This window comes from Marinococcus halotolerans DSM 16375, assembly GCF_000420725.1.
Classification (GTDB): domain Bacteria; phylum Bacillota; class Bacilli; order Bacillales; family Marinococcaceae; genus Marinococcus; species Marinococcus halotolerans.
Map to the genome: position 1 here is coordinate 22,470 of NZ_ATVM01000002.1, position 24,882 is coordinate 47,351.

Sequence of the window (24,882 nt, forward strand, 5' to 3'; positions counted from 1 at the left end):
TCTAACCGGCTGGTTCTGGCGAACAGACGCAGTTGCGGCCCTGTCGCTTAGCCTGGTACAGCGCTTTGTCTGCCAGCTCATACAAAGCATGGACATTTTTTCCGGGCTCGGGGTAGGATCCCACCCCAATGGAAACGGTGATGAACTGGGGAGCGGGGCGCCCGGCAACGATAAACGGGGTGCGGGCGACATCGGCACGGATGCGCTCGGCAATGGTTAACGCGTGGGTCTCGTCGCAGTCGTAAAGAATCACTCCGAACTCTTCGCCGCCGATGCGAAAGGCCACATCGTCCGGTCGGATAGAGGCAACGATTACATGGCTGAGCTGCTTTAAAGCTATATCCCCCTCTAGGTGTCCGTGCGTATCATTGATCTGCTTAAAATAATCGATATCAAGCACTAACAGCGACAGGGAGCGGCTGCCTGCCGGGTATTCCTCTGCAGCCTGTCCGATCAGCTCCTGAAAGGCGCGCTGGTTGTACAGTGCCGTTAAATTGTCCCGGTACGCCTGATACTGGTAGCGGTTAAACATCTGGTTCACCCTGTTCAGATGAACAAACATATAAACAGCGATGGCTGTGCCGGTGAGGGAGGCGAGGAAATAAACTCCTGCAACCGTCAGCCAGCTGGTTAAAGGCATCATGAAAAGCAGAAAAGTCATATAAAGGTTAGTCAGCAGAACCATCCAGGCCGCCCGCCGCCAAATAGTTCGCACCGTCGTATGGACGATCCAGCCTGACATTACGCTGAGCGCGATGAGAAGCAGGGCAGGAAAGGAAGAAGGGCTGAAGTCCATGAGCAGCCGTCCGGCTGCGATAATAAATCCGGTAATAACAGTCGGCACCCAGCCTCCAAAGACAGCCATCAGTGTAACCGGCACGAGCCGGAGGTCGATGATAGTCGTTTCGTTCAGCGGGATGGTATAGGCAAGGAGGACGAGCCCCAAGAGCCCGCTGGCAGCGCCGGCTGCTATTTTTTGTTTTACCGGGGAAGCCGTGCTTAAAGGTGTTTTATAAAGCAGGCGGTGAAACAAAAAGATAAAGGATATAAGAATGGTTATATTTATAAAAAATCCTGATAGCATAGCATCCCCCCGTCGCAGCTTTTCTCGAAATGAACCTTAGATTCAAATAAGAGTTTTATCCCAATGATAGCACCTCTGTGACACAAAAAAATGAGCAGGAACAAAAAGGTGAAAATGAGTAAATACGAACGATACGGTGAAACGCACATACGTTAGTTATAAAGCACTAACGCGGTTCTGACGTGTATAATTTCAGCTGTAATTGTCCGAGATTCAACTATATTGACTTTCCCGCCGATAAAAGATATAGATAATTTAATATGACATACTCAGAAAATGGAATAATACAGAGGTGAACATGGTGGACCTTACTTATGAATCGTACAGCCTCTGGCTGGTGGCGCTGTCTGTGCTGATTGCAGTACTCGCTTCTTACACATCCTTTCATGCAGCCGCACGCTTAAACACGTCCGGTTCGAAGCATAAAGCTGTCTGGGCCATGATCGGGGGCCTGTGTCTTGGCGGCGGCATATGGTCGATGCATTTTATCGCCATGCTCGCACTCGATATGGGAATGACGGTTACCTATGACCCAGGGCTGCTCGTTCTGAGCATCGTGTTGGCGGTGGCCGCGAGCTGGCTTGCCTTTTTCATTCTTTTATTTTTCAAGCCGCGCGTTCAATGGCATCTGCTCGGAGCTGTGTTTATCGGGAGCGGGATTGTGTCGATGCACTACATCGGTATGGCTGCCATGCAGATGAATGCAGAGGTTCAGTACAGCCCGCTGCTTGTAGCGCTGTCTGTCGTGATCGCTTATTTAGCCTCGTTTACTGCTCTCCGGCTGCTTTCGGCCGTGCCTTCTATCCGCCGGCGGCTGCAGCAGGAGCTCGGATTTATCGGAAGCTCGCTTTTGATGGGGGCAGCTATTTCGGGGATGCACTACACGGGTATGGCCGGAGCCTCGTTTGAGCACGGAAGCGCCGGGACGGGCATGGATGGCGGCGCCGTTCAGACGGAGCTTTTGTCTATTTTTATCGGTATCGGAATTATGACGATTTTAGTTATTACGACGATTGTAGCCGTGTTTGACCGACAGATGGAATTTAAAAAGGAGCAGCTGGATTATATCGATGATTTGTACCGGGGTATTATTCATACGGCAAACGATGCGATTATCACATCCAATATGGATATGATGATTATTTCATGGAACGCTGCCGCAGAACGTATTTTCGGGCACCGGCAGGCGGATGTTGTCGGCGAGCCGCTTTCGGTGATTATTCCAAGTGCATATCAGAGAAGGGTGGAGTACTTCCACAAAACCGGCGAAGAGGTGGAGCATGCTTCTCTCGTAGAGCTTGAAGGGCTGCACCGTGAAGGCCATACGTTTCCGCTCGAGCTCTCCTTTTCCATGCAGGGCACTGGAGCTCAAAGGGTGTACACGGGGATTGTCCGCGACATTTCGGAGCGGGCGAGGCAGAACGAGCGTATCCAGGAGCTGATCTACCGGGATGATTTAACCCGGCTGCCGAACCGGCGCATGCTGAATGAACACCTTACTCACATTCTTGAGCAGCGGTCTCTTGAGAACCTGGCTGTGCTCTTTGTCGATCTGGACCGGTTTAAAAACGTAAACGATGTCTACGGTCACCGCATTGGCGATGAACTTTTAATCATTGCAGCGGAACGGATGAAAAAGCATCTGCGGGAAACGGATTTTCTGGCCAGGCAGAGCGGGGATGAATTTGTCATTATTCTCCCGGAGTCGACCGGCTACCGGGCGGGAAACACAGCTCATTCGCTCGTGCAGGTATTGAATGAACTGATCATCATTGAGAAAAATGAATTGTTCATTTCAGCCTCGATCGGCATCAGTGTTTTCCCGGAGGACGGGGAAACAGCAGAGGATTTGTTAAAGCATGCCGATACGGCGATGTACAAAGCGAAAAGCAGCGGGGCGAATCAATACTGCTTTTTTACCCCGGACATGAACGAAGAGGTATCCAAAAAAATGCTGCTGGAGTCCGGGCTGCGCAAGGGCATCGTCAGCGAAGAATTTCTTTTGTACTATCAGCCGCAGGTGGACGTTGGGAGCGGGGAGGTCAAGGGCTACGAGGCACTTGTGCGCTGGAGGCATCCGGAGCTTGGGATGGTGCCGCCGGGGGAATTTATTCCCCTTGCTGAAGAAACCGGGCTTATCATTCCGCTCGGACGCTGGATTCTTCAGGAGGCGTGCCGGCAGATGGCAGAATGGAAGGCGGCTGGAAGCACAGTGGACAGAATGTCGGTGAACATTTCGACCCTGCAGTTTCAGCAGCCGGACTTTTTGAAAATGGTGACCTGTATCCTGGAAACCACCGGCCTGCCCCCGGAATACCTGGAGATTGAGCTGACCGAAAGCATTGTGCAGGATCCACAACGGTCGGTGCCGCTTATGGAGCAAATACGGGCCAAAGGCATCCGCATTTCCCTCGACGATTTTGGCACCGGCTATTCGTCGCTCAGCTACCTGAAGGATTTTCCGCTGAATACGCTGAAAATTGATAAAACGTTTATGGATAACATCGAGGACGGCCAGCGTGAGGAAGCCATCGTGGAAAGCATCATTCATATGGCCCAGCGCCTTGGCTTTAACGTGATTGCTGAAGGCATCGAAAAAAGCTCGCAGCTGAGCCTTCTGTCGGAGAAAGCCTGCCAGGAGTACCAGGGCTACTACTTCAGCCCGCCGCTCCCGGCTGAAGCAATTGAAGTGCGCAGGGAGCAAAGAGATGAAGAACGCACATCTTAATAATGGAAGAAAGCCCGCGCAGACATAGGCTGCACGGGCTTTTTGTGCTCGTTGGGAAGGGGCCTGGGATATGGAACAAGGGGTGGTTTGGCTAAAATTGGTGACTGAAAAAGATAGAATCAAATCTATAGAAATGAATTTTTTCTATTTTTTTCAATTTTATAGTAGGAAAATGTAAATTATTTTTCTATAATAGGTATATGAGACTAAGCTTAAATAACTATATCGGTTATAAGCATTAAATCTTTTAAAGGGGGAATCGCGGTGAGCGATGAAAACAACAAGAATCAGGAGAATGAAGAGACCCGGCGTACATCCGGCACAGAAAACAAGGAAGACGCTAATGTGAAAGCTCCGCCTCTTGAACCAAAAAATAAAGGAATTGGCGGCCTGCACTGGGTTTTTGCAACCACTGGTCTCGTGATGGGGGCAGTAATTATGTTTTTTATTTCTGCCTCTACAGGTTTGGAAGCAAGCGGCGTATCTGAGAAGGAAGCAGTGGCTGAGGCCCATGCTCTTTATGAAGATAATTTAATCAGCCCGTCAACGGCTGAATGGGCTCCGCTTGAAGACACGGAAACGGAATACTTGGGAGATGATCGTTACTATACAAAATCGTATGTAGATGCCCAGAACGAAAATGCTGTACAGGCTCGGGAAGAGTTTGAAGTTTGGTACGAATACGATGGAGACGAAGAAGAATGGGTTATGGAAGACTGGATTGTAACGAACTAGCAGCATAACGGAGGAGGAACCAGCATGGGTATTTCTGAGATTATGTTACTGGCCGTTACCGTCATTGGCGCTATTCTTCTTGCCCTCAGTATATTTTTGTTTGTGAAACGAAAAGGGGCTGTCGGCGGACCGATGCTTTTAGCCGGGGTGCTTGCTTTTGGTCTCGGTTCATTTTTCTTGTTTGCCTCGCAAAACGAAAATCCAGTAGCGCCAGGCAGTGCGTCGAGTGAGGAAAAAAATAATGACAATGATTCGAATCAAAGCGCTTCACAGGAAATGGGAGACATAGAAGCAAATGAAGATGCTGCGGAAAGCGGCAGCGACTCCAACGTGAATTCTTCAGGGGGCAGCGGTGCTTCTGGAAAAACCTATGAAGAGCAGGCAATTACAGACCTTACTGAACTTTTAGTTCAAATCGAACAGCTTTATGAAGCTCTCCACATTTATTATGAGGATGAGGGCTACGATTACAGTACGTATGAACAGGCGCACGAAGAAATACTGCTGTTAGATGAGCAGATTTACGCGATTTACCCTGAAGAAACGGCGTCTGCAGAATATGAAGAATTTGAAGCGGACTATGCAGCCTTTTTGGATGAATTATATTATCTGTCGGGAGAGCTTTACACAGCCGTGGAAGATTATTATAACAATGAAGATTATTACGGTGCCTTAGCCACTTTTCTTTACGAAGAACCTGAATATTTAGTGGAGGCAGCAGATGCTTTGGAAATGAGCGCTGAGGAAGCGTTCAAACACTATGGCTTTGTGGAAGAAGTGGGTGGCGAAGACTGGGAAGAGTCTAATTACTATTAAAGCTTTGGTTTGAAAATGCTTAAACAAAGGAGGGAACCCCTTGGAATGGATGTCTATACTGCCGCTTGCCGGCATTGTACTTGGAGCAATTTTTTTAGCCTTTAGTATTTTTCTGTTTATCATCAAAAAAGGAGGAGTAGCCGGACCTATGTTAATGGTCGGTGTACTCGCTGGCGGCCTCGGTTCTTATTATTTTGTTACCGGGGAAGAAGCTGCTCCTGAAACTACTGCTTCATCGGAAGAGGAAACGAAGGGTGAGGAAGAGAAGAAGGAGGAAACGGAAGAGGAGGACGATTCGGAGAAGGAATCTGTGGCAAGTGAAGACGAAGAAGAATCCTCTAAAGAATCTTCAGCTGAAGAGACCGGAGAAAATGAAGAAGCAGAGTCGGAAGCAAGTGATGAAGAAGAGGGAGACTCTGAATCAGACAGGGAGCAAAGTAAGGAAGAGGAAGAACCAGTAACAGGTGATGCAGGCGGTGGAGCGGAAGAATATGAGTACACAGCTTTATACCATCTCAACGATGTCTACGAAGAGCTTGCCTATGTCGCTGTCTCCTCGGAATCCTACTACAACAGCGCGGATATAGATAGTGAATATTATAACAGTGCCACCACCGATATTTATTCCATGGACGAAGCAATCGAAGAGGCAAGAGAGCTTCAAAATCCGCCAGAAGGTTACGGCAAGTTTCAAATGACCTATCAGGAATTTCTCGATGAAATGCAGGATTACTCTGATAAGCTGTACAACGCAATTGAAGAGTATGAGTACAGCTATTATGAAGATGATACCCTGGAGGAGATAATTACAACTACCAACACACCGGTAGTGGATGCAGTCGAAGTCATGAATACCGAATCGGATGAGGTGTTTGAACATCTGGATCTTCGTTATGAAACGCAGAATGCCGAGTGGGAAGAGGATTTTTATTACGATTAAAGCCAACATTAACTATCTTTATCTATGCAAAAAGCTAACATAAGAATAAACCTCCTAATGCTACAGGCTCAGGTGGTTTATTTTTTGCTTTAAATATTTTAATTCCAGTGGAGGTTTATTATGTCTGAGGTTCATTATTTCCCAAGGTATTCACAAAAAGAAAATATGGTCACGAATAACACCCTGCTTTTGTTCAATCGTTTGTATAATCACAGTGCAGATATATTTAATCAGTTTTTAAATAATTTAATTGAAAAAGAAAATCACGAAATCGATACAAGACTGTCATTTGAACAACAGGTGAAAGCAAAAGAGAGCGTGCCGGATGGAGTAATTCATCAGCAGAGCTTTAAAATCATTATCGAAACGAAACTATATGGCCAGGAGCATATTCAGCAGTTAATAAAGCACCATAACTCATTTAACAACGAAGACCAGCAGCTGCTTCTTTGGGTGAATAAAACCCCTATTGATAAAGCTTATTATGAAAAAATCACAAAAGAGTTAACGGCGATTAATGAGCAACGCGATAATAAAATTATGTTCGTACCGGTAACGTTTAAAGAAATTTGTGATAAAGCAGCAGAAATCATCGAAAATCAGCATTTTGGACTGGGAGAAGTAGTAGAGGATTATGCAGCGTTTTGTAATGAAGCGGGGCTGATTGATAACTCGCATACAAAAATGCGGGTGGTGCTGGCAAGCAGATCTCTGGAGCAGAACATGGAGCACGGAGTGTACTATGCTCCCTCATCCCGCGGCTATCAGCAGCATAAGTACTTAGGTTTGTATGGAAACAAAGCAGTACGCGGCATCGGTCAAATCACAAATAGTGCCGATATAGAATACGATGAAGCTACCGGTGAACTTTCGGTAATTGCGACGCAAATTGAAGATATTACTGAGGCGCAAAAAAGTATTGTTAAACAAGTTATTCAAGAAGGGAAACGAGAGCAGGGCTTCTTAATTGCCAAGGACCACCGTTTTTTCTTTGTCGATAGGTTTGAAGAAACAGAATACAAAAAACCAACTCCAGGCGGGCTTATGGGGCAACGATATTTTGATTTGGCAGATCTCCCAGGATTTACTTCTGAATTAAGCACAAAAGAAATAGCTGAATTGTTGGATAATAAAGTATGGGAGATGAAAAACTAAATCCTCCAAAGCGCAAGTTATTAAACTTAAGCCCGCACAGGTAAGGTATGTGCGGGCTTTTTTGTGTTTTACCACGTCAGCCGTTCAATGACCTCCCGGTGTTCGGGGTAAGCGGCGGTGAGCTCATCGCGTGCAAGCAGCTCAAAGTCGGCAAAATCAAAGCCGGGAACGACGACACAGCTGACCAGCGCGAACTGCTCCGGGGTACGGATTTCAGCGCCGAAAATGACGCCCTTCGGTACGACACCCTGGAGCACCTCGCCATCTGCGGGATTTGGACCAAGCGTCAGGATGTCATGGCTCCCGCTGTCCGGGTGAATCATATGCACGTCAAGAGGAGCACCGGTGTGGTAGTACCACATTTCATCTGACTCCAGTCGGTGCAGGCGCGACGGTTCACCAGAGCGGACGAGAAAATGAATACTCGTATACCTGGCACGGTTTCTTCCGTCAGCTGTCGTAATAGTTTCATCCGATTTCATTGTCTGCCGGAAAAAGCCGCCCTCTGGGTGCGGCTCCAGCTGAAGCCGGTTAATCCAATCGTTGGCAGTGGACACGGGGACCCCTCCTTTTATGTGCAGTTTTCAGTATAATAAACGTTCGCCGGTTTGAACATGCTGCGTACTGGAAACATATACTGTAAATCTGAATTCCAATGGAGGGCGGCACATACTATGCCAGAATCAAAGCAGATACCGCGCGAAGAAGGCATTGAGCATACGCTGGATTTTTTGAAGGAAGGGTATTTGTTTGTTTCCAACCGCAGCCACGGCTTTCAGTCCAATATTTTTGAAACAAGGCTGCTTGGCGAGCCCGTGATCTGTATGCGGGGCGAAGAAGAAGGACGGCTGTTTTACGATGAAAGTAAATTCCGACGCGACGGCGCAGCCCCCAAGCGAATATTAAAGACGCTGTTCGGGGAAGGCGGCGTACAGACGCTCGACGGAGAGGCCCATAAACACCGGAAAGCAGCGTTCATGTCGCTGATGAGCGGGGAACGCCTTGAGGAAATGCGCCGGCTGGCCCGGCAGCGCTGGGAGGAAGCGCTCACCCGTTGGGAGCGGCGGGAAGAAATTGTGCTGTACGATGAGGCATTGACGCTGCTGTTTCAGGCCGCCTGCGACTGGGCCGGGGTGCCGTTTCGGCAGAATGAAGCGGACGAAAAAGCACAGATGCTCCGGCTGATGATTGAGTCGACATCCTCCATCGGTCCAAAGCACTGGAAAGGGCGGAGAGCCCGTGCCCGGATGGAAGAGTGGGTCAGGGAGCTTGTCACAGACGTACGGGAAGGCAAGCTTCATCCGCCGGAGCAGACGGCGCTCTATGTATTCGCCTGGCACCGGGATCTGGACGGAGAGCTGCTGGACACACATACGGCGGCGGTGGAGGTGCTGAACATCGTCCGTCCGATTGTAGCGGTGGCGATCTATGTGGATTTCACCGGTCTTGCTGTGTATCAGCATCCGTTGGCACGGGAAAGGCTGGCGTCGAAAGACGAACAGGAGCTGAAGATGTTTGTCCAGGAGGTGCGTCGCTTTTATCCGTTTTTCCCCTTCGTGCCGGCAAGAGTAAGGGACGGATTTACCTGGGAGGGATACGCCTTTCCGAAAAACCGGCTCGTGCTGCTGGATCTGTACGGAACGAATCATCATCCGGATCTTTGGGACAATCCGGAGAAATTTGATCCCGCCCGTTTTAAGGAGTGGAAGGAGAGCCCGTTCAGCTTTATCCCCCAGGGCGGCGGTGACTACGACTACGGGCACCGCTGTGCAGGAGAATGGATTACAGTGGAGATTATGAAAGAAAGCCTGGATTACCTGGCCAACCGGATGACGTACGAAATTCCGGAGCAGGACGTGAGCTACAGCTTTAACGACATGCCGACGCTGCCGCACAGCAAAATAGTCATGAAGCACGTAACCCGGAAGTAAACAGAAAGGAAGGATGCTATGGCCGGCTACGGCAACGACGTCCAGTTTAAGATCTACCACCCGGAGACAAAAAAGCAGGAGCTGCCCGTATCGTTTGAAGACTGGGAGCAGCAGGCCAGGGAGCAGCTTGCAGACGGTCCGTACCACTACATTGCCGATGGAGCCGGGAGCGGAAACACCGCTGATGAAAACCGGCGGGCCCTCGACAGCTGGCGGCTGCTGCCGCGGATGATGGTGAACACGGAGGAGCGGGATCTGAGCGTGCAGTTGTTTGGAGAGCAAATCCCGTTTCCAGCACTGATGGCGCCAATCGGGGTGCAGACGATTGCCCATGAAGAAGGGGAGCTCGCGGCCGCCCGGGCGGCGAAGCGAATCGGCGTACCGTACGTGGCAAGCACCGCCTCGTCGTTTACGATGGAGCGTATTGCCGAAGAGCTTGGCGACGCGCCAAAATGGTTTCAACTGTACTGGGGCAAGGACGAAGACGTAACAGCAAGCTTTCTGCAGCGGGCCGAGCACGCCGGCTATACGGCGATTGTCGCAACGCTTGATACGCAGATGCTCAGCTGGCGGGAAAAGGATCTGGAAAACGAATATCTACCGTTTCTGCAGGCGGAAGGCATCGCCAATTACCTGTCGGATCCGTCATTTCGTGCGAAGCTGGAGCAGCCTCCCGAGGAGGATATAGCGGCAGCGGTGCAGCAGTTTGTGGAGATCTTTACAAATGCTGCGCTGTCCTGGGAGGACCTGGCCTTTTTACGCCGGCAGACCGATCTGCCGATTATTCTAAAAGGCGTGCTGGACCCGGAGGATGTAAAAAAAGCCCTTGATTACGATATTAATGGATTAATTGTATCCAATCACGGCGGCCGGCAGGTGGACGGAGCCGTAGCGGCGATTGACATGCTGCCGGAAATGGTGGAAGCAGCCGGCGGAAGGGTACCGGTGCTGATGGACAGCGGTATCCGCCGCGGTGCGGATGTCATTAAAGCGCTGGCGCTTGGCGCAGAAGCCGTGCTGGTCGGACGTCCGTACATTTACGGCCTGGCCGTGGACGGGGAAAACGGTGCCTGTGAAGTGATGCAAAATCTTTTGGCTGATACCGATCTAACCATGGGACTGACCGGGCGTGCGCGTATTCAAGATATCGACCGTTCGCTGCTCCGTCGGCGAAAGTGAATAGAAAAAACTCCCGGCAAAAGCAATTGTCGGGAGTTTTTCCTGTTTATGAACCTTTTCCCTCTCCATACGAGGCGGGGAGTGTGCCTTTTTCGATAAATTCCTGCACGAGCTTCTGGAAGGTCTGCGGGTCACGGGCTTCAACAGAAAGCGTACGCAGATGAGTGTAAAAAGAGCGCTGCTCGAATTCATAGGCGAATTTCTCCGCGAACGACTGGGCGACCACCTGGCCGTAGCTCCAGCAGATTGGTTTTTTATCCTGTGGCAGTGAACGGGCAAGAAGCACGAGTGTCTCAAGCAGCATGTTGGTCAGAACGGGATCGTTTTTAACATACACGCTGATGTGCCCAAACGCCGTGTACAGATAGTCGGAAAAATACTCCTGCTTCATAACGACACGCAGCGTATTTTCCCCGTCGGATAAATACGGCGTAAAGGAGGTTACTTTGGCGATGGACAGAAGCAGGTCAATCAGCTGGTAGAGCGTGTCCTTCAGCGTCCCGGGCTCGTCGTTTGAGACCGCCTTTACGGCAATATCCTTCAGCTTCTGAACGCCGAAGCTGAGATCCTGGATTTCGTTTTGCCGGTCTCCGAGAAACAGCATGCGCCGGTATTTCTGTTCATCGATTTCTTCGACCGGAGTTTCCTCGGTCTTCCAGTAGGAAAAAAGCGTCAGGTCCGGAAGCAGAAAATCACCGATGCTGCAGTGCAGCTGGAGAACGATGCCGTCCTTCTGTGCTTCCTGGATCAGTTTGCCAAAATCAATAATCTGCAGGTATCCGGATGTTTCACAGGCTACCTTCTGCGCCTTCTCCTGCTGTTTTTGCGGCAGATAAGAAAGGCTGAGATGGTCCGGGTTATCGGCCCGGTACTTTTCAAGGTCGTAGTAGAGCGTATTCAAAATCCGTTCCTCGGACTGCTTTTTCATATCCGTGGTAATACTCGGCGGCTGCATCCATTTGGTGGCATGATTAATGAACAAAATGAAATTCAGTACCGAAAAGGCGGTCGCGAGCACGCCGGCAATCGGAAAGACTGTGTACTGGCTGATCGAGGAGTCCAAAAAGAAAAATACGATCAACAGATAGAAAAAACAAAGATTGAAAATGCCGATGGCGTGCTGGGTGCGGCGGTTGGAAATGAAATTGAGCAGCACCCGGGGCGTGAACTGGTTCGACATATTCGTCAGCACCATCAGCATGGAGTTAAAGGTGAACGCGTTGAGCGTCAGGACGCCGGAGAGCATCGTGCTGTACATCGTCTGGGTGAGCGAGTACTCCGTCGTGAATGCTGAAAGCAGCGTCCATCCGGGCCGCAGGCTAAACTCAATCCAGAATGAAATAATTGATAAAAGTACGGCAATGAAAATATAAATGGCCGGCAGCACCCAGAGGCTGGCGCGTGTTTCATGCCAGCGCTGGCGCGAAGACATACTGATCAGCCGCTTGACCGGCGCCGGCATCATTCGAAACAGCATATGAAGCATCGTTTCACCCGCTTTCTTTTCTGGGAGTTGTATTATTTCTGCTACAGTTAAGCATAAAGGTTTCCGGGGGGAAATGAAATAAGCGTTGGTAAATCGGCCCTGTTTCTGCTGCAGTGCCCGGTGGTATATTGAAACGTAATAGGATACATAACCATGAGGAGGAAAACAATGAATATTGCGGTTTATCAAATGGATATTGTGGCGGGAGACCCAGAAGCGAACCGGCAAAAAGTAAGCCGGTGGCTAAGAGAGCAGGACCTCGGCAGGGTGGATATGGTGATGCTTCCGGAAATGTGGACGACGGCGTATACGCTCCCGGAGCTCCGTGATATTGCGGAGGATCCTGCGGACAGCAAGACGATCCGCTTTTTACAGGACGCAGCGAAGCGCTATCACGTTCATATCATGGGAGGGTCGATGGCGGTTAAGCAAAACGGGAAGGTGTACAACCGGGCCATTGTGATAAATAACATCGGGGAACTTGTTTATGATTATGACAAAATGCATCTCGTGCCGATGCTGAATGAGCCGGCTTATTTAAGTGGCGGGCGTGAGCCGGTGAAGGTGTTTGAGCTGGACGGTGTCAAAATGGGGGTCGTGATCTGCTATGACCTTCGTTTTCCGGAAATCATCCGTAGCCTCGCCCTGCAGGGGTGCGAGCTGCTGTTTATCCCGGCAGAATGGCCGGACAGCCGCCGGAGCCACTGGGATGTGCTGAGTATGGCGCGGGCGGTGGAAAACCAGATGTACGTCGTGACGTGCAACCGTCCGGGCTCCTACGACGGCATTACGTTTGCCGGCTCCTCGGCGTTTATCGATCCGTGGGGCAACGTGCTTCAGAAGGGAAGCGTGGAGAACGAGGAAACGCTCCGGGAAACCCTGGACCTCTCCAATGTGGCAGACGTCCGCAAAAACGTGCCCGTTTTTGACAGCCGGGTGCCGGAGTTGTACGAATAAACTTAACTCTGGGCGTTAAAGCCGCATGAGCTTGAATGGCTTCGTCCTGTTGTGGTATAATTCATTTAACGAAAAAACGGCCCGTGCGCTAACACGGACCGATAACAGCAGTACTGACCCTTCAAAGGGGTCGGCCATGGGAGAAAATAAACCAAAAGAGCCGCTAACTCAAAGGTGGTTTATTTTTTTTGCTTAAAATAGTCTGCTAACATCACGCTTGCGTAGATCGCTGTTAAAATAGAAGCGGCGACGGTTACGGCGTCTATTAGCATCACGGCATCCCCCCTTTCATAAGGGAGTGCCGACCACCTTTGAGTTACAGTATGCTGTAGTAACAAAAACCAACTGATATTTCGAATGTTAATAGAAATAAAAACTTATTTTAAATGGACCATACTTTTTTAACTTGCACGTTTGCCCGTCTTCCGGGAAAGGAAAGAGCCGGGATGCGAGATCCATACTATACAGAAGAAGGATGATCACAATGCCAATATACTGCAAGCGGCTCTATAAGAAAGCAGATACGGATGACGGCTACCGGATTTTCGTTGAGAAGGAATGGCCTAACGAAGTCGAAGAGGTGCGCGCCGACATCCACGAATGGGTAGACGGCATTGCACCGTCGAAGGAACTCCAGAAGGCGCTCGATGAAGAGCCGAAAAAGTTCGAAAGCTTTAAGGAAGCGTACAAGGTAGAGCTTGAGCAGGATGAGCTCAAACGCGAAGAAATGCACCGCTTAAAAGAAATTGTGCGGATGCAGGACAAGGACGTGACGCTCGTATTTTCGTCGGAGGACGTAAAACGAAATCACGCCTGGGTGCTGAAGGAGATTCTCGACCAGCAGCCGGCGCACCCGAGAGAGTAATACGAAGGCCCGCCTACAGCAGGCGGGCCTGAAGCGTGGAGACGACGAGTCCCCACGCTTTTTTTGCGGTGCTTTTTCGTCCCACGTGGGTAAACGCATGAAGCGTCTTCGGAAACATCCGATACTCTGCGGGCACGCCTTCCCGTTTTAAGCGCTTCGCGTACCGGAAGGCTTCCTGGGCCAGGGAGTCGTATTCCGGCGTAAACACAAGTGTCGGCGGCAGCCCCGCGAGCGATCCCGCCCGCAGTGGGGAAACGTACGGGTGGTCGGCGCTCTGGCCCGTTTCCAGGTAGCTGGCCGTAAATAAATCTGCCACAAAGATTGGGATAGCCCCCGGAAAGGACGGTTTTTCGCGGGGGTCGGTCGCGAGGTCAAGAATTGGCGAGTCCAAAATTTGAACTGCCGGCATCGGCGCTCCGGTATCGCGTAAAAGCAGCAGTGTTGATGCTGCGATATTGCCGCCGGCGCTGTGGCCGCCAAGGGCAAAGCGCTCCATATTCAGACCAAGCAGCTCCTCCTGGGCGTGCAGCCACATGAGCACGTCCCGGACTTCAAATATAGAGAACGGAAACCGACTGCGCGGGGCGAGGTGATAATCAATGTTTACTACGGCGCAGGGCGTGAGCTCGGCCACGTGCCGGCCCCAGCCTTCATCATCGGCATAGCTTCCCATGAAAAAGCCTCCGCCGTGCAGGTTTACAAACACCGGAAGAGCCTGACCTTCGGCTGCTTCTGGATAATAAATGTGTACGGGCGTCGCGCCGGCAGCCGTTTCCACGATGTAGGAATCCGTGCGAACGGTATCTGCTGCGGGCGGGGTAATGTGAGTCGGCGAATAACGGCGGAGTCGTATTTGAAATGCGCGCAGCAGCGCGGTTAACAGGTAGGTTCTCCATGCAGGCATCCGTGCCACTCCTTTCTTCTCTCTACGTGCCTATTCCTGCCGCGGGCTGTTGTTAAGCTAAAAATTGACCAATATAAAAAATCAGCCGGCGCTCCCTCGGAGAGTACCGGCTGATGCTGTGTTATTTTCGTTTAATTCCAATCGAGCGACCGGCTTTGGCTGGCCAGTTTTCCGGAGTAAGAACCGGAACGTCGGCCAGGCCCTGCTGAAGCGTTTCGGGAAACGGGGCAGGGCGTCCGGCGGCCTGATCCATTCCCATGACCATTTGCTCGCTTGTGGCGATGGCCTCGTTCTGGTCGTTCAGCATTTCAAACCACAGATGCAGCCGCTTGGCGTCCTGGTCAAGAATCACCGCTGACACAGCGAGCGGCTGGTCCTGGTGGGCTTCCGCCAGGTATATCAGGTGCGTTTCGAGGGTGAATACGGTGTACTGCTCCTGTTCGATAAAGCGGGCGGTCAGGCCGGCGTCTTCAAGCAACTTGTCCAGCGCGCGGCTGAAAACAAGAGCGTAGGCTGCATCGTTCATGTGCCCGTTGTAGTCCACCCATTCCTGCTGCACACGGCCGCTCCATACGGTATGGTTATCTGTCATGGCTCTCCACCTTTTCAGCCGGCCAGTAGCTGCCTTCGTGCAGCAGGTTCATCAGCTTTAAAAGAAACTCATCGCGTCGCTCTTCAAGCTCGGCGACGCTTTTGTCTCCGGACTGCTCCTTCGTGCCTTCGATGACCTTTTCGCTCAGCTCCGGGGTGAGCTCCGGTGCTTCAAGCTTGGTCCACGGCGCTTTCAGGGCCGGGCCGAACTGCTCGAGCATGTGGGTCATGCCTTTGTCGCCGCCGGCCAGATGGAAGGTTAAAAACGGTCCCATCAGCGCCCAGCGGAGACCGGCACCGTAAACGATCGCCTTGTCGACTTCCTCGGTGGTGGCGTGGCCGTCATTCACAATATGAAGGGCTTCGCGCCAGAGGGCTTCCATCAGGCGGTCGGCAATATGGCCGTCCACCTCGCCCTTCATCGCAAGCGGCTTCATGCCGGCAAGCTCATATATCGCCTGCGCGCGTTCCATTTCAGTATTCGTCGTCTGCTCGCCGCCGGATAGCTCCACAAGTGGAAGCAGGTACACGGGATGGAACGGGTGTGCAACAATGACGCGCTCCGGATGACGTACGCAGTCGCTCTGAAGCGTCGTCGGCTTATAGCCGGACGTACTCGAGGCAATGATGGTTTCAGCCGGCGCGTAAGCATCAATCTGGGCGAGCACGCTTCGTTTGATGTCCTCGCGCTCGGGCACGTTTTCCTGCACAAGCGCAGCATCCGCTACTGCCTCTTTGATGTCTTTCGTAAAGGTAAGCTTATCGATGGAAGCATCGTCGTGCATGCCGTTTTCCTTCAGCTTCGACCACAGCGACGCGACGGTGCTGCGGGTTTTTTCCTCGGCGCCGTCCGCCGGATCACAGGCGATGACGTGAAAGCCGTGCGCGAGGAAACGGGCGATCCAGCCGTTTCCGATCACACCGGTCCCGATGACGGCAATAATAGTTGTTGTGGGATTCATGAGGTCCTCCTAAAGATTTAAGATTGCTTTGTCAGGCCGAGCGTCTCGCGCGCTTCCTGCGGGGTCATTGGTTCTACGTTCAGCGTCTGCAGCAGCTGCACGGCTTTATCGACGAGCTGGGCGTTCGTGCCGAGCACGCCTTTTTCAAGGTAAAGATTGTCCTCGAGGCCAACGCGGACGTTGCCGCCAAGAAGAGCCGCCTGGGCGACCATCGGAATCTGCATGCGGCCGATGCCAAAGGCGGACCAGTTGGCGCCCTCCGGCAGGTGATGTTTCATGTGAAGCATCGTTTCCGCATCGGCTTCTGCGCCCCACGGAATGCCGAGGCAGAACTGGTAGAGCGGATCGCCGTCCACAAGGCCTTCGCGGACAAGCTGGTTGGCAAAGCGGACGTGGCCGGTATCAAAGCACTCCATTTCCGCCTTCACGCCGCTCTGCTGGATCAGTGATGCCTGCTCGCGCAGCCAGCCGGCCGGGCCGAGATACACCTGATCACCGAAGTTCAGGCTGCCGCAGTCGAGGGTGCATATTTCCGGTAGATATTTTCCAACCGGAAGGTGGCGCTCCTCCGGGGTCTGGATAAAGGTGCCCTCGCCGCCGGTGGCCGGGTGCTTCTGGTCGGGCACAAAATCGCCGCCACCTCCGGCTGTAAGGTTCAGTACCACGTCGGTATCGCTTTCGCGTACGCGCTCCACGACCTCCTGAAAGAGGGCGGGGTCAAAGCTGTATGCGCCTGTTTTTGGATCGCGCACGTGAATGTGGGCGACCGCGGCGCCTGCTTTGGCCGCTTCGATGGCATCACGGGCGATAGCTTCCGGCGTGACCGGCACGTGCTGGCTTTTGTCCGTCGTTTCTCCGGCTCCGGTGACGGCGCTTGTAATAATTGTTTTCTGGCCCATTATTTATCCTCTCCTTTATCGTTTCTCTCTATTGGTACAGCGTCGAAAATATCTCCGCTTTCGAAAAATTCAACGAGGCGGCTGATCCAGTTGTAATACGCGACCCATTCATCGAGCTCTTTGCGGAGCTCGGTAATTTTCTGGTCCACTTCTGGTGAACCGTCGCTTGCAGCAGCGATCTCGTCGATTTCGCGCTGCAGCTTGTTGGCAAACTGGCGGTTTTTGCTGATCACTTCCCGCCAGTTTGTCGTAAACAGGGACACAAACGTCTGCACATAATCGTTTTCCACATTGTAATGCTCCTTGCGGCTGCCTTTCACATGCTCTTTTTCGGCGATGTTTAACGAAATCATCTGACGCATCACCTGGCTCATCCGGGTCTTGCTCATTCCGGTCGCTTCGGCTAGGTCATCGAGCGTCATCGGCTCGCGGTTCATGTAAATAATGCCGAGCAGCCGCCCGATCGTCGACGACACGCCAAACGTATTCATATTGTCGGAAATGCGGTCGGCAATCTGCCGTTCGGTTTCATTCAATTGTTCAAGCAGCTGGTTTTTATCCCCTGAGGCACTCATGGCGCTCCCCCTTTATCAAGCTTTCTCTGTTTTCCACGCGTCTAACTGTATCACGTTTCAAAAAAAAGGCAAAAACGCAGGTCAGGGTCACTGACAGCGAAAAAGGAAGGAAATATAAGATAATGAATCATAAACTCTGTGCAATAAAAATTGCATAGATTTTACGACGTTTTTTGCGGGCTTATGCGTTTTTCCTTTTCAACAGGCTTTCTCTATAATGAAGGACGTTGTGAACGACTGCAGGGGAAAGACTATGGAGGAGGTACATACATAATGAGAAAAATGACGACGGTTTTAAAAGTGTCGATCGTTCTTATCCTATTGTTCTTAGCATTCGGCGTGTTTTTTACTGCGCAGCTTGAAGCAGCAATGACTGCTGCTCAGGCGTTTGTATTTGTGCATTTTGGCTGGTATTTTCAGGTTTTAGTGACGCTTTTGTTAATTTTCGCCGTCTATCTGGGATTTAGTAAATACGGAAAGGTAAGGCTCGGAAAGCCGGATGAAAAGCCGGAGTTTAACCGGCTCACCTGGTTTACGATGCTGTTTTCTGCCGGGATCGGGATCGGCCTCTTGTTTTACGGCGTGTCCGAGCCGATCGGACACTTTTCGAGCCCGCCAAACGGCGAGGGCGGCGCGGAAAGTGATGCGATCCGCGGCGTTTCCTCGACATGGCTTCACTGGGGGCTGCATGCCTGGGCGATTTATGCGCTGGTGGCGCTGGCGCTCGCCCTGCAGCAATTCCGCTACCAGGCGCCGGGGCTGATGAGTACAACACTCCGGCCGGTGCTCGGAAAATATGCGTACGGCCCGGTCGCAACCGTTGTCGATATTATTGCCGTATTCGCTACATTATTCGGGGTCGCTGCCTCGCTCGGACTCGGGTCCCAGCAGATTAACGCCGGCCTGCAGTTTATTTTCGGCGTGCCGTACAATCTCGGTGTGCAGTTCATTATCATGACGATTGTGACGATTATCTTCGTGACGTCAGCAAGCACGGGGATTCAGCGCGGCATTAAATATTTAAGTAATATCAATTTGAGCCTGACCGGCATTCTGTTGTTGTTTATGCTGATCGCTGGACCGACGCTCTTTTTAATTAACATGTTTGCTTCCGGTCTGTCGGATTACGTACAGAACTTCCTCGGATGGGGACTGCGCATGGATCCAATCGATGAGCAGGAAGCATCGTGGACGCAGAACTGGACCGTCTTTTACTGGGCCTGGTGGATATCCTGGACGCCGTTTGTCGGGATGTTTGTTGCCCGGATTTCGAGAGGACGGACGATTCGTGAATTTATGGCCGGGGTGCTGCTCGTACCTTCGATCGTTTCATTCTTCTGGTTCAGCACGCTCGGCGGAAGCGCGATTTTCCTCGAGCTGTTCGAAGGACGCGAGGTGTCCTCACAGTCGCTGGAAACGGCGCTGTTTTATGTGCTGGAAACGTATCCGCTCGGAGGCATTATGTCCGTGTTTGCCATCATCGTGGTGACGATCTTTTTCGTGACTACCGCGGACTCTGCGACATTTGTGCTCGGGATGCAGACGACCGGGGGCAGCCTGAACCCGCCGGTGTCGATTAAAATTATGTGGGGCGTTTTCTTTGTCTCCGTCACCGCAATCCTACTGGTGGTCGGCGGGCTGAGTGCCTTTCAGACCGCCATCGTGGTCAGCGCACTGCCGCTCTCAGTCATTGTCATTTTAATGTGTGTAGGCATTGTCAAGACCTTAAATCTCGATCAAAAACGCGGAAAATAAGGGCGGGCAGGAACGCAGGCTGCGTTCCTGCTCTTTTTTGCGTTATAATATAGTTTTGTCTGAAAAAATATATGTGGGGGGAGAAGAACGTATGAAAAATATAATGTACATTGTTATCGGCACGCTGCTGTTTGCGCTTGCGGTGACACAGCTTGCGATGCCAAACTCCATTGCTGAGGGTGGTATTGTCGGGATGTCGCTTTTAATCTATTACGGGCTCGACATCTCGCCGAGTATTTCGACACCGATCATTTTTATTCTGCTGCTCGGTATTGGAATTCGCTATCTGCCGCGTCATATGGTGTATAAAACAATTTTTAACGTGGCGCTGTTTTCGTTTTTCATCTGGATTTTTGAAGGAGTGTACGCCCAGCCGATGGAGGATCCGCTGCTTGCGGCGATTTTCGCCGGGGCCATTACCGGGGTCGGATTTGGCTTTATTTATCAGGCCGGAAGCTCTGTCGGAGGCACATCCATTATTGCCCGTGCCTTTAATCAGCAGCTGGGCTGGGATTTGACCGGCATGACGCTCGTTCTGGACGCGCTTGTCGTTATTGCGGGGATTTTCATCATCGGCCCGGTGTCTACCATGTATACCCTGATTACGCTCTACATCGGCAAGGTCGTCACCGACTTTGTGCTTGGCGGCTTTGACTCGAAAAAAGCGCTCAACGTGGTGTCTCCCTACTCCGAGCAGATCTCAGAGCGTATTACAAAGGAGCTTGCCTCTAGTGCGACCGTTTTTGACGGGCGCGGGGAGTATATGAAGGAACAGCGCCGCGTGCTCTATATTGTGATCCACTCGCACCGTCTGCTTCGCCTGAAACGGGTGATTAAAGAAGTGGATCCGAACGCATTTATTGTGGTGCATAACGTCAAGGACGTGTCGGGCGGAACATTTTCGATCGGCCACGAGGAAGTGCGTTCGTAAAATGCGTATGGAAAAGCAGGCGGAAGGACGGATGCGTGACGGTACCGTGCTGCTCGCAGACGTGTACCGTTCGGATAGGGCCGGCAGCTGGCCGGCTCTTTTGCTCCGGCTGCCGTACGACAAAACGACCCGTCATTACCGGGAAACGTTCGTTGATATCGAACGCCTGACAGCGGCCGGATACGTGGTTGTGATTCAGGACGTGCGCGGCCGGTTTGCCTCCGAGGGGGAGTTTTATCCATTTATCTATGAAGCCGCTGACGGCTGCGATTCGGTGGAATGGGCGGCACGCCTCCCGGAGGTGAACGGAAAAGTCGGCATGATCGGCATGTCGTATCACGGCTTTACCCAGGTGGCAGCGGCCGCCGGACAGCCGCCGTCGCTGCAGGCAATAGCGCCCATGATGGCCTTTGCGGACGGCTGGAGCACGATGCGGGGAGGCCGGGGCGTGTTTGAGCTCGGCAAATGGCAGTCGTGGGTCGCCGAGTCCATGCTTCCGGATCACCTGGAGCGGGTGGAAGGACCCGAAGGCCCGGCACGTATCAGCGGGTATCTTGAACATCTTCCGTCCTGGCTCGGGAAAGGGGATCCGCTCACGTGGCCTCCGGTCACAGCTGCCGGCCTGCCGGCGTATTATAAAGACTTTCTGCTTGGAGACGTTTCCGAGGAAACGAGGCAGCAGATGCAGGCCGCCCCGGAGAACATTAAAGTGCCGGCCCTGTTTCTCGCCGGATGGTATGATTGCTTTCTGGAGGAAACGATCGATTTATATCAACGAACGTCCGGACCGGCAGAGCTCTGGATCGGGCCGTGGACGCACGAAGACCAGAGCGGCCAGGCGGGAGACGTCTTTTTTCCGGAGGCGCAGATAGACCGGACCGGGCTGTTTCTGAAATGGTTTGACCGCTGGCTGAAGGGCGAAACAGCGCCGCCCGGGGATTCGGTGCACTATTACGTGATGAACGCCGGTGAATGGAGAAGCGGGGCGGACATACCGGAGGGAAGGACCGAGGCGGTGTTTTATCTGCAACCAGACAGCCTGCTGTCCGGGGAAGCACCGAAGCAGGAGGCACCCGGCCGGAGGGTGCGGCATGACCCGGATCACCCGGTCCCGACGAGCGGTGGAAATATTTTAATGAGCGGCTTTCGGGCGGGAAGCTTTGACCAGCAGGAAATACAGAAGCGGGGGGACGTGCTGGTGTATACGAGTGCGCCGCTCAGTAAAGACTGGGAAGTGCTCGGCACCGTACAGGCGCATCTGCGACTGACATTGAGCCGCCCGGGTCTTACAGTCGGACTGCGGGTGAGCGAAGTAACGCCGGACGGGTCGTCGTGGAACGTGGTGGATACTGTGCAGGCTGGGGAGCGCACTATCGATATCGGCAGAACCGCATACCGGTTTTTGGCAGGCAGCCGGCTGCGCGTGGAAGTATATTTGAGCAGTTTTCCACGCGCGGAAAGCAGCCTGGAGCCCGTCTGGGCAGAAATCCACGGGGATTCAAAGCTGCACGTTTCCGCCGGGACGTCTCCTGTTTTCCAGGATTGATGCATACATTTTCCGGTAGATGGGAATAGGCGTAATACGCATTCCATATACTTAATAAGGAGGCGTATAAATATGGAACTATACAAAAACATTTTAATCGGCGTACATCCAACGGCAGGCGTGCCAGAGCATGTAGTGGAAAAAGGCTGCGCCTTGGCTGAACTCCATGGCGCGGATCTTCATTTAGCATCCATGGTCGAGGAAAAAGGCTACGGGCCGTTTGCCCGCTACGAAGAAGATGTCTTGAAAAAAGCCGAAGAAGAAGCAACCGAGACACTTCACGCCGTGAAGCAGAAAGCAGAGTCTCAGGGGCACGGGAAGCTCGATGCGAAGCTGATCGTCGAGCACGGAGCGCCGACGCAGACGCTTCTGCAAAAGGTAGTACCGGACTATCAGATTGATCTGGTGCTGCTTCCGCAGACGAGCAAAAACAAAATGGACCGTACGCTGATGGGCAGCTTCTCGGAAGCCGTCGTCCGTTCGGCCAGCTGCGATATATTGATCGTAGACAGCAAGGAATAATAGCAGTATCTGCCGGAAGCATCCAGCTTCCGGTTTTTTTATGGGAATAATTCGCATATTACATATTGATTTTAAAGGGAAACTAAAGTACTGTGAATATATACCTAATATGCAGCTGGAATACTTGAATATTAATACGACAACGGGCGGTGGGGATCATGACGGAGAGACTGATCAAAGACTTGAGGCCGGAAGACGTGTTGGGGGAGGATGTATACAAAGGAAATGCCCTGGCGTTGAAAAAGGGGAAGGTGTTAACAAAGGAATGGATTGATAAACTGCACAGATGGGGCATTGAAAAAGTAGAGGTTCATCAAAATGGCAGGACGAGCGAACAAAAACAAGAAGGAAAACAGTTAAGTGAGCAGGAGTTAAAACGTCTGTTTCTGGAAAACGTGATTGGCCTGGGCAATGAGTATCGTTTTGGCTTTGCGTTGAATGACCAGAGCCGCTATGAATGGCTGGAAAACTTATTTTGTTCGATTATGAAGGAACCGAAAGTAAAAGCACTGATGGATAAGCTAGAGGACTGGGATCCGTATACGTACCAGCACTCGTTTGACGTTTTTATTTTAGGGGCGCTGCTCGCGTACGAATCCGATTTTCCGAACGTCCGGGAAACAGCGGTCGGCTGTCTGCTTCATGATGTGGGCAAGCTGAAGGTGCCACAGGAAATACTATGGAAAAATGGTGCTTTAAACGGCCAGGAAATGGGGATCGTTCAGTCCCACACGATCCATGGCTACGAGCTTCTTAAAGAGTTTAAATTTTCTGAAAGTATAGCGGCGATGGCCCTTGATCATCATGAGCGTTTAAACGGCAGAGGTTATCCACGCGCTCTTGCCAGCGGGGACATCGGGGAGTCCGCCCGGCTGATTGGCGTGGTAGACATATATTCAGCGCTGTCGCTCGAACGGCCGTACCGAAACGCGGTCTGCTCCCATAAAGCCCTGCGTATTATTGTGAACGAGGAAAGCGTAGATATGAAATACGTGAAGCTGTTGTGCGAGACGCTGGAAATTTTCCCAACAGGGGCCAGAGTGGAGCTGTCAGATGACCGCATTGCAACGATCGTTAAAATTGACGATAAACTGCCGACGTTTCCGTTACTCAAAGAAGAGCATTCGTCGAAGGTATTTTACGTGCCGATGAACCGCAGACTTCGCATCAGGCGCATGCTGGTCAGAGAACAAACGGAGAAGTAGCTGATTCTTTTTATTAGGATCAGCTTTTTTTATGCTGAAACAGCCCGGGTTTTGCAGACAGGAAAGGAACAAACCGCTTATTTGCTGACAGGCGGGTTAAATTTCCGCTGGTAGTGGCAGGAGAAGCCGATGATGAGCGGCAGAAGCAAAAAGGTCGGAAGTATCCAGATGAACAAGGACACGTCTTCCATGTTCAACAGCTGCGGCGCCCCGAACACCGTGAAGGCCGTAATCGTAGCAATGGAACAGCCAATCATGCTCCCTAAATGCTCATAAATCCAGTGCATGCGCTCGGCTGGGGGACGGAGCCAGTAATACAGCTGGAGGCTGCCAAGAACGACGCCGATGAGGGGGAAGTAGGTAATAAGAGCAATGCCCTGCACGAAGCCGTATAAGCAGGCGGCCAGTCCGGAGACGAGAAGAAGGAAGGAAATGCCGATGTCGACAGGGTGGCGGTGGACGGTCTTGCGTTTTTTGAAACGAAGGACCCGCATGCCGTGCCAGGCGGTGGCAATGCTCAGCACAGCGATAAATAAGAGGAAATAGGAAAAGGCGTCTTCGCCGGGCGTGCGGCCGGCAGAGATAAACAAGCGGTAAAAGGAAAGATGAAAGGCGGTAAAAGCGACGGTCATCATAGCAAAAACGAACACCCAGCCGGCACGTCTGTGCGCACGTCCTCCTTTTTTCGTCACTAACGGTATCCAAAACACGCCAAGAGCGAGAAAGCCTGCAGTTATATGAACAATCAGACTGCCAGTAAACATGCCGAAGCACCCCTTCGGTTTAGTTTGAGAATCCCTGGGCCGTTTACTTACTACTTTCGTGAAAAAAAGCAAATTTCCTGTAACAGGAACAAAAAAGCTTTTGTAATAGAAGAAAAACGAAATCCTGTTCCTGCTGGTATAAATAAGAGTTACCAAGCAGCTGTAAGTCCCCAGTCATGGGGCGGTGGCTGAAAATAAGAAAAAACAGAGGAATTGTTACGCTAATTTATCAATCATTAGTAATAATTACATAGAAATTACAATGTAATTACAATTAACTAATAAGCTTGAAGTCCCCCATGACGGTTCGTTATAGTTCTTGCTGTGAGAGAAATTCAAACAGTTGGGGGTA

Annotated in this window: 23 protein-coding genes; 14 read left to right on the forward strand and 9 right to left on the reverse strand. The window is 51.6% G+C overall.

Going from position 1 to position 24,882, the window contains the following annotated elements; translation table 11 throughout:
• Window position 1: 1 nt before the first annotated feature.
• A complete protein-coding gene (locus G548_RS0101525; protein ID WP_022792386.1) occupies window positions 2-1,084 on the reverse strand; it encodes a GGDEF domain-containing protein in 1,083 nt (360 codons plus the stop codon).
• Between the two features lie 298 nt (window positions 1,085-1,382).
• Here G548_RS0101525 and G548_RS17030 point away from each other — a divergent pair, with 298 nt between their 5' ends.
• From G548_RS17030 to G548_RS0101555, 5 genes are all read left to right on the forward strand, one after another.
• On the forward strand, window positions 1,383-3,812 hold the full coding sequence (locus tag G548_RS17030) for a bifunctional diguanylate cyclase/phosphodiesterase (protein WP_022792387.1): 2,430 nt from the start codon (window positions 1,383-1,385) through the stop codon (window positions 3,810-3,812).
• Window positions 3,813-4,076: 264 nt separating this feature from the next.
• Window positions 4,077-4,547 carry a hypothetical protein gene (locus G548_RS0101540; RefSeq protein WP_022792389.1) on the forward strand — a complete coding sequence of 157 codons (471 nt, stop codon included), beginning with the start codon at window positions 4,077-4,079 and terminating at the stop codon, window positions 4,545-4,547.
• Between the two features lie 24 nt (window positions 4,548-4,571).
• Window positions 4,572-5,363, forward strand: a complete 792-nt coding sequence (locus G548_RS0101545) for a hypothetical protein (protein ID WP_022792390.1) — start codon at window positions 4,572-4,574, stop codon at window positions 5,361-5,363.
• Between the two features lie 40 nt (window positions 5,364-5,403).
• The gene (locus tag G548_RS18670; RefSeq protein WP_022792391.1) at window positions 5,404-6,303 is read left to right on the forward strand and encodes a hypothetical protein; all 900 of its coding nucleotides are present in this window, start codon (window positions 5,404-5,406) and stop codon (window positions 6,301-6,303) included.
• Window positions 6,304-6,423: 120 nt separating this feature from the next.
• Entirely contained in the window at window positions 6,424-7,458 is a 1,035-nt protein-coding gene (locus G548_RS0101555) for a hypothetical protein (protein ID WP_022792392.1), read from the forward strand.
• A gap of 68 nt (window positions 7,459-7,526) precedes the next feature.
• Here G548_RS0101555 and G548_RS0101560 read toward each other — a convergent pair whose 3' ends face one another.
• Entirely contained in the window at window positions 7,527-8,015 is a 489-nt protein-coding gene (locus G548_RS0101560; protein ID WP_022792393.1) for a cupin domain-containing protein, read from the reverse strand.
• Between the two features lie 117 nt (window positions 8,016-8,132).
• Here G548_RS0101560 and cypC point away from each other — a divergent pair, with 117 nt between their 5' ends.
• Both cypC and G548_RS0101570 read left to right on the forward strand, forming a co-directional pair.
• Window positions 8,133-9,389 (forward strand): CYP152 family fatty-acid peroxygenase CypC, encoded by a 1,257-nt coding sequence (gene cypC / locus G548_RS0101565; protein WP_022792394.1) that lies wholly within the window; start codon window positions 8,133-8,135, stop codon window positions 9,387-9,389.
• Window positions 9,390-9,407: 18 nt separating this feature from the next.
• Window positions 9,408-10,568 (forward strand): alpha-hydroxy-acid oxidizing protein, encoded by a 1,161-nt coding sequence (locus G548_RS0101570; protein ID WP_022792395.1) that lies wholly within the window; start codon window positions 9,408-9,410, stop codon window positions 10,566-10,568.
• A gap of 46 nt (window positions 10,569-10,614) precedes the next feature.
• On the opposite strand, the gene G548_RS0101575 is transcribed toward G548_RS0101570, so the two are convergent.
• Window positions 10,615-12,054 (reverse strand): DUF2254 domain-containing protein, encoded by a 1,440-nt coding sequence (locus G548_RS0101575; protein WP_022792396.1) that lies wholly within the window; start codon window positions 12,052-12,054, stop codon window positions 10,615-10,617.
• Between the two features lie 168 nt (window positions 12,055-12,222).
• Here G548_RS0101575 and G548_RS0101580 point away from each other — a divergent pair, with 168 nt between their 5' ends.
• Both G548_RS0101580 and G548_RS0101590 read left to right on the forward strand, forming a co-directional pair.
• Entirely contained in the window at window positions 12,223-13,011 is a 789-nt protein-coding gene (locus G548_RS0101580; protein WP_022792397.1) for a carbon-nitrogen family hydrolase, read from the forward strand.
• Window positions 13,012-13,495: 484 nt separating this feature from the next.
• A complete protein-coding gene (locus tag G548_RS0101590) occupies window positions 13,496-13,876 on the forward strand; it encodes a DUF488 domain-containing protein (RefSeq protein ID WP_022792399.1) in 381 nt (126 codons plus the stop codon).
• 13 nt (window positions 13,877-13,889) lie between these two features.
• Here the strand turns inward: G548_RS0101590 and G548_RS17040 are convergent, their stop codons facing one another.
• From G548_RS17040 to G548_RS0101615, 5 genes are all read right to left on the reverse strand, one after another.
• Complete coding sequence (locus tag G548_RS17040) at window positions 13,890-14,780, reverse strand: alpha/beta hydrolase (protein WP_022792400.1); 891 nt, start codon at window positions 14,778-14,780, stop codon at window positions 13,890-13,892.
• A gap of 121 nt (window positions 14,781-14,901) precedes the next feature.
• On the reverse strand, window positions 14,902-15,372 hold the full coding sequence (locus G548_RS0101600) for a thioesterase family protein (protein WP_022792401.1): 471 nt from the start codon (window positions 15,370-15,372) through the stop codon (window positions 14,902-14,904).
• Window positions 15,362-16,333, reverse strand: coding sequence for a 3-hydroxyacyl-CoA dehydrogenase NAD-binding domain-containing protein (locus G548_RS0101605; protein WP_022792402.1), 972 nt, complete (start codon window positions 16,331-16,333; stop codon window positions 15,362-15,364). Before G548_RS0101605 ends, G548_RS0101600 begins: the two co-directional genes overlap by 11 nt.
• A gap of 17 nt (window positions 16,334-16,350) precedes the next feature.
• Window positions 16,351-17,232, reverse strand: coding sequence for a beta-keto acid cleavage family enzyme (locus tag G548_RS0101610; RefSeq protein ID WP_022792403.1), 882 nt, complete (start codon window positions 17,230-17,232; stop codon window positions 16,351-16,353).
• The gene (locus G548_RS0101615) at window positions 17,232-17,807 is read right to left on the reverse strand and encodes a GbsR/MarR family transcriptional regulator (protein ID WP_022792404.1); all 576 of its coding nucleotides are present in this window, start codon (window positions 17,805-17,807) and stop codon (window positions 17,232-17,234) included. The genes G548_RS0101610 and G548_RS0101615 overlap by 1 nt, the downstream gene beginning before the upstream one ends.
• 273 nt (window positions 17,808-18,080) lie before the next feature.
• Between G548_RS0101615 and G548_RS0101620 the strand changes: the two genes are divergently transcribed.
• The 5 genes from G548_RS0101620 to G548_RS18675 all read left to right on the forward strand — a co-directional run bounded on the left by G548_RS0101620 (window position 18,081) and on the right by G548_RS18675 (window position 23,766).
• A complete protein-coding gene (locus G548_RS0101620; protein WP_022792405.1) occupies window positions 18,081-19,562 on the forward strand; it encodes a BCCT family transporter in 1,482 nt (493 codons plus the stop codon).
• 91 nt (window positions 19,563-19,653) lie between these two features.
• Entirely contained in the window at window positions 19,654-20,493 is an 840-nt protein-coding gene (locus G548_RS0101625; RefSeq protein ID WP_022792406.1) for a YitT family protein, read from the forward strand.
• Window position 20,494: 1 nt separating this feature from the next.
• Window positions 20,495-22,039 (forward strand): CocE/NonD family hydrolase, encoded by a 1,545-nt coding sequence (locus G548_RS17045; protein WP_022792407.1) that lies wholly within the window; start codon window positions 20,495-20,497, stop codon window positions 22,037-22,039.
• Window positions 22,040-22,111: 72 nt separating this feature from the next.
• Complete coding sequence (locus G548_RS0101635) at window positions 22,112-22,561, forward strand: universal stress protein (protein WP_022792408.1); 450 nt, start codon at window positions 22,112-22,114, stop codon at window positions 22,559-22,561.
• A gap of 158 nt (window positions 22,562-22,719) precedes the next feature.
• Window positions 22,720-23,766: an HD-GYP domain-containing protein gene (locus tag G548_RS18675; RefSeq protein WP_022792409.1), complete on the forward strand. Its 1,047-nt coding sequence runs from the start codon at window positions 22,720-22,722 to the stop codon at window positions 23,764-23,766.
• A gap of 77 nt (window positions 23,767-23,843) precedes the next feature.
• Here G548_RS18675 and G548_RS0101645 read toward each other — a convergent pair whose 3' ends face one another.
• Window positions 23,844-24,530, reverse strand: coding sequence for a DUF2306 domain-containing protein (locus G548_RS0101645; RefSeq protein WP_022792410.1), 687 nt, complete (start codon window positions 24,528-24,530; stop codon window positions 23,844-23,846).
• Window positions 24,531-24,882: the final 352 nt, after the last annotated feature.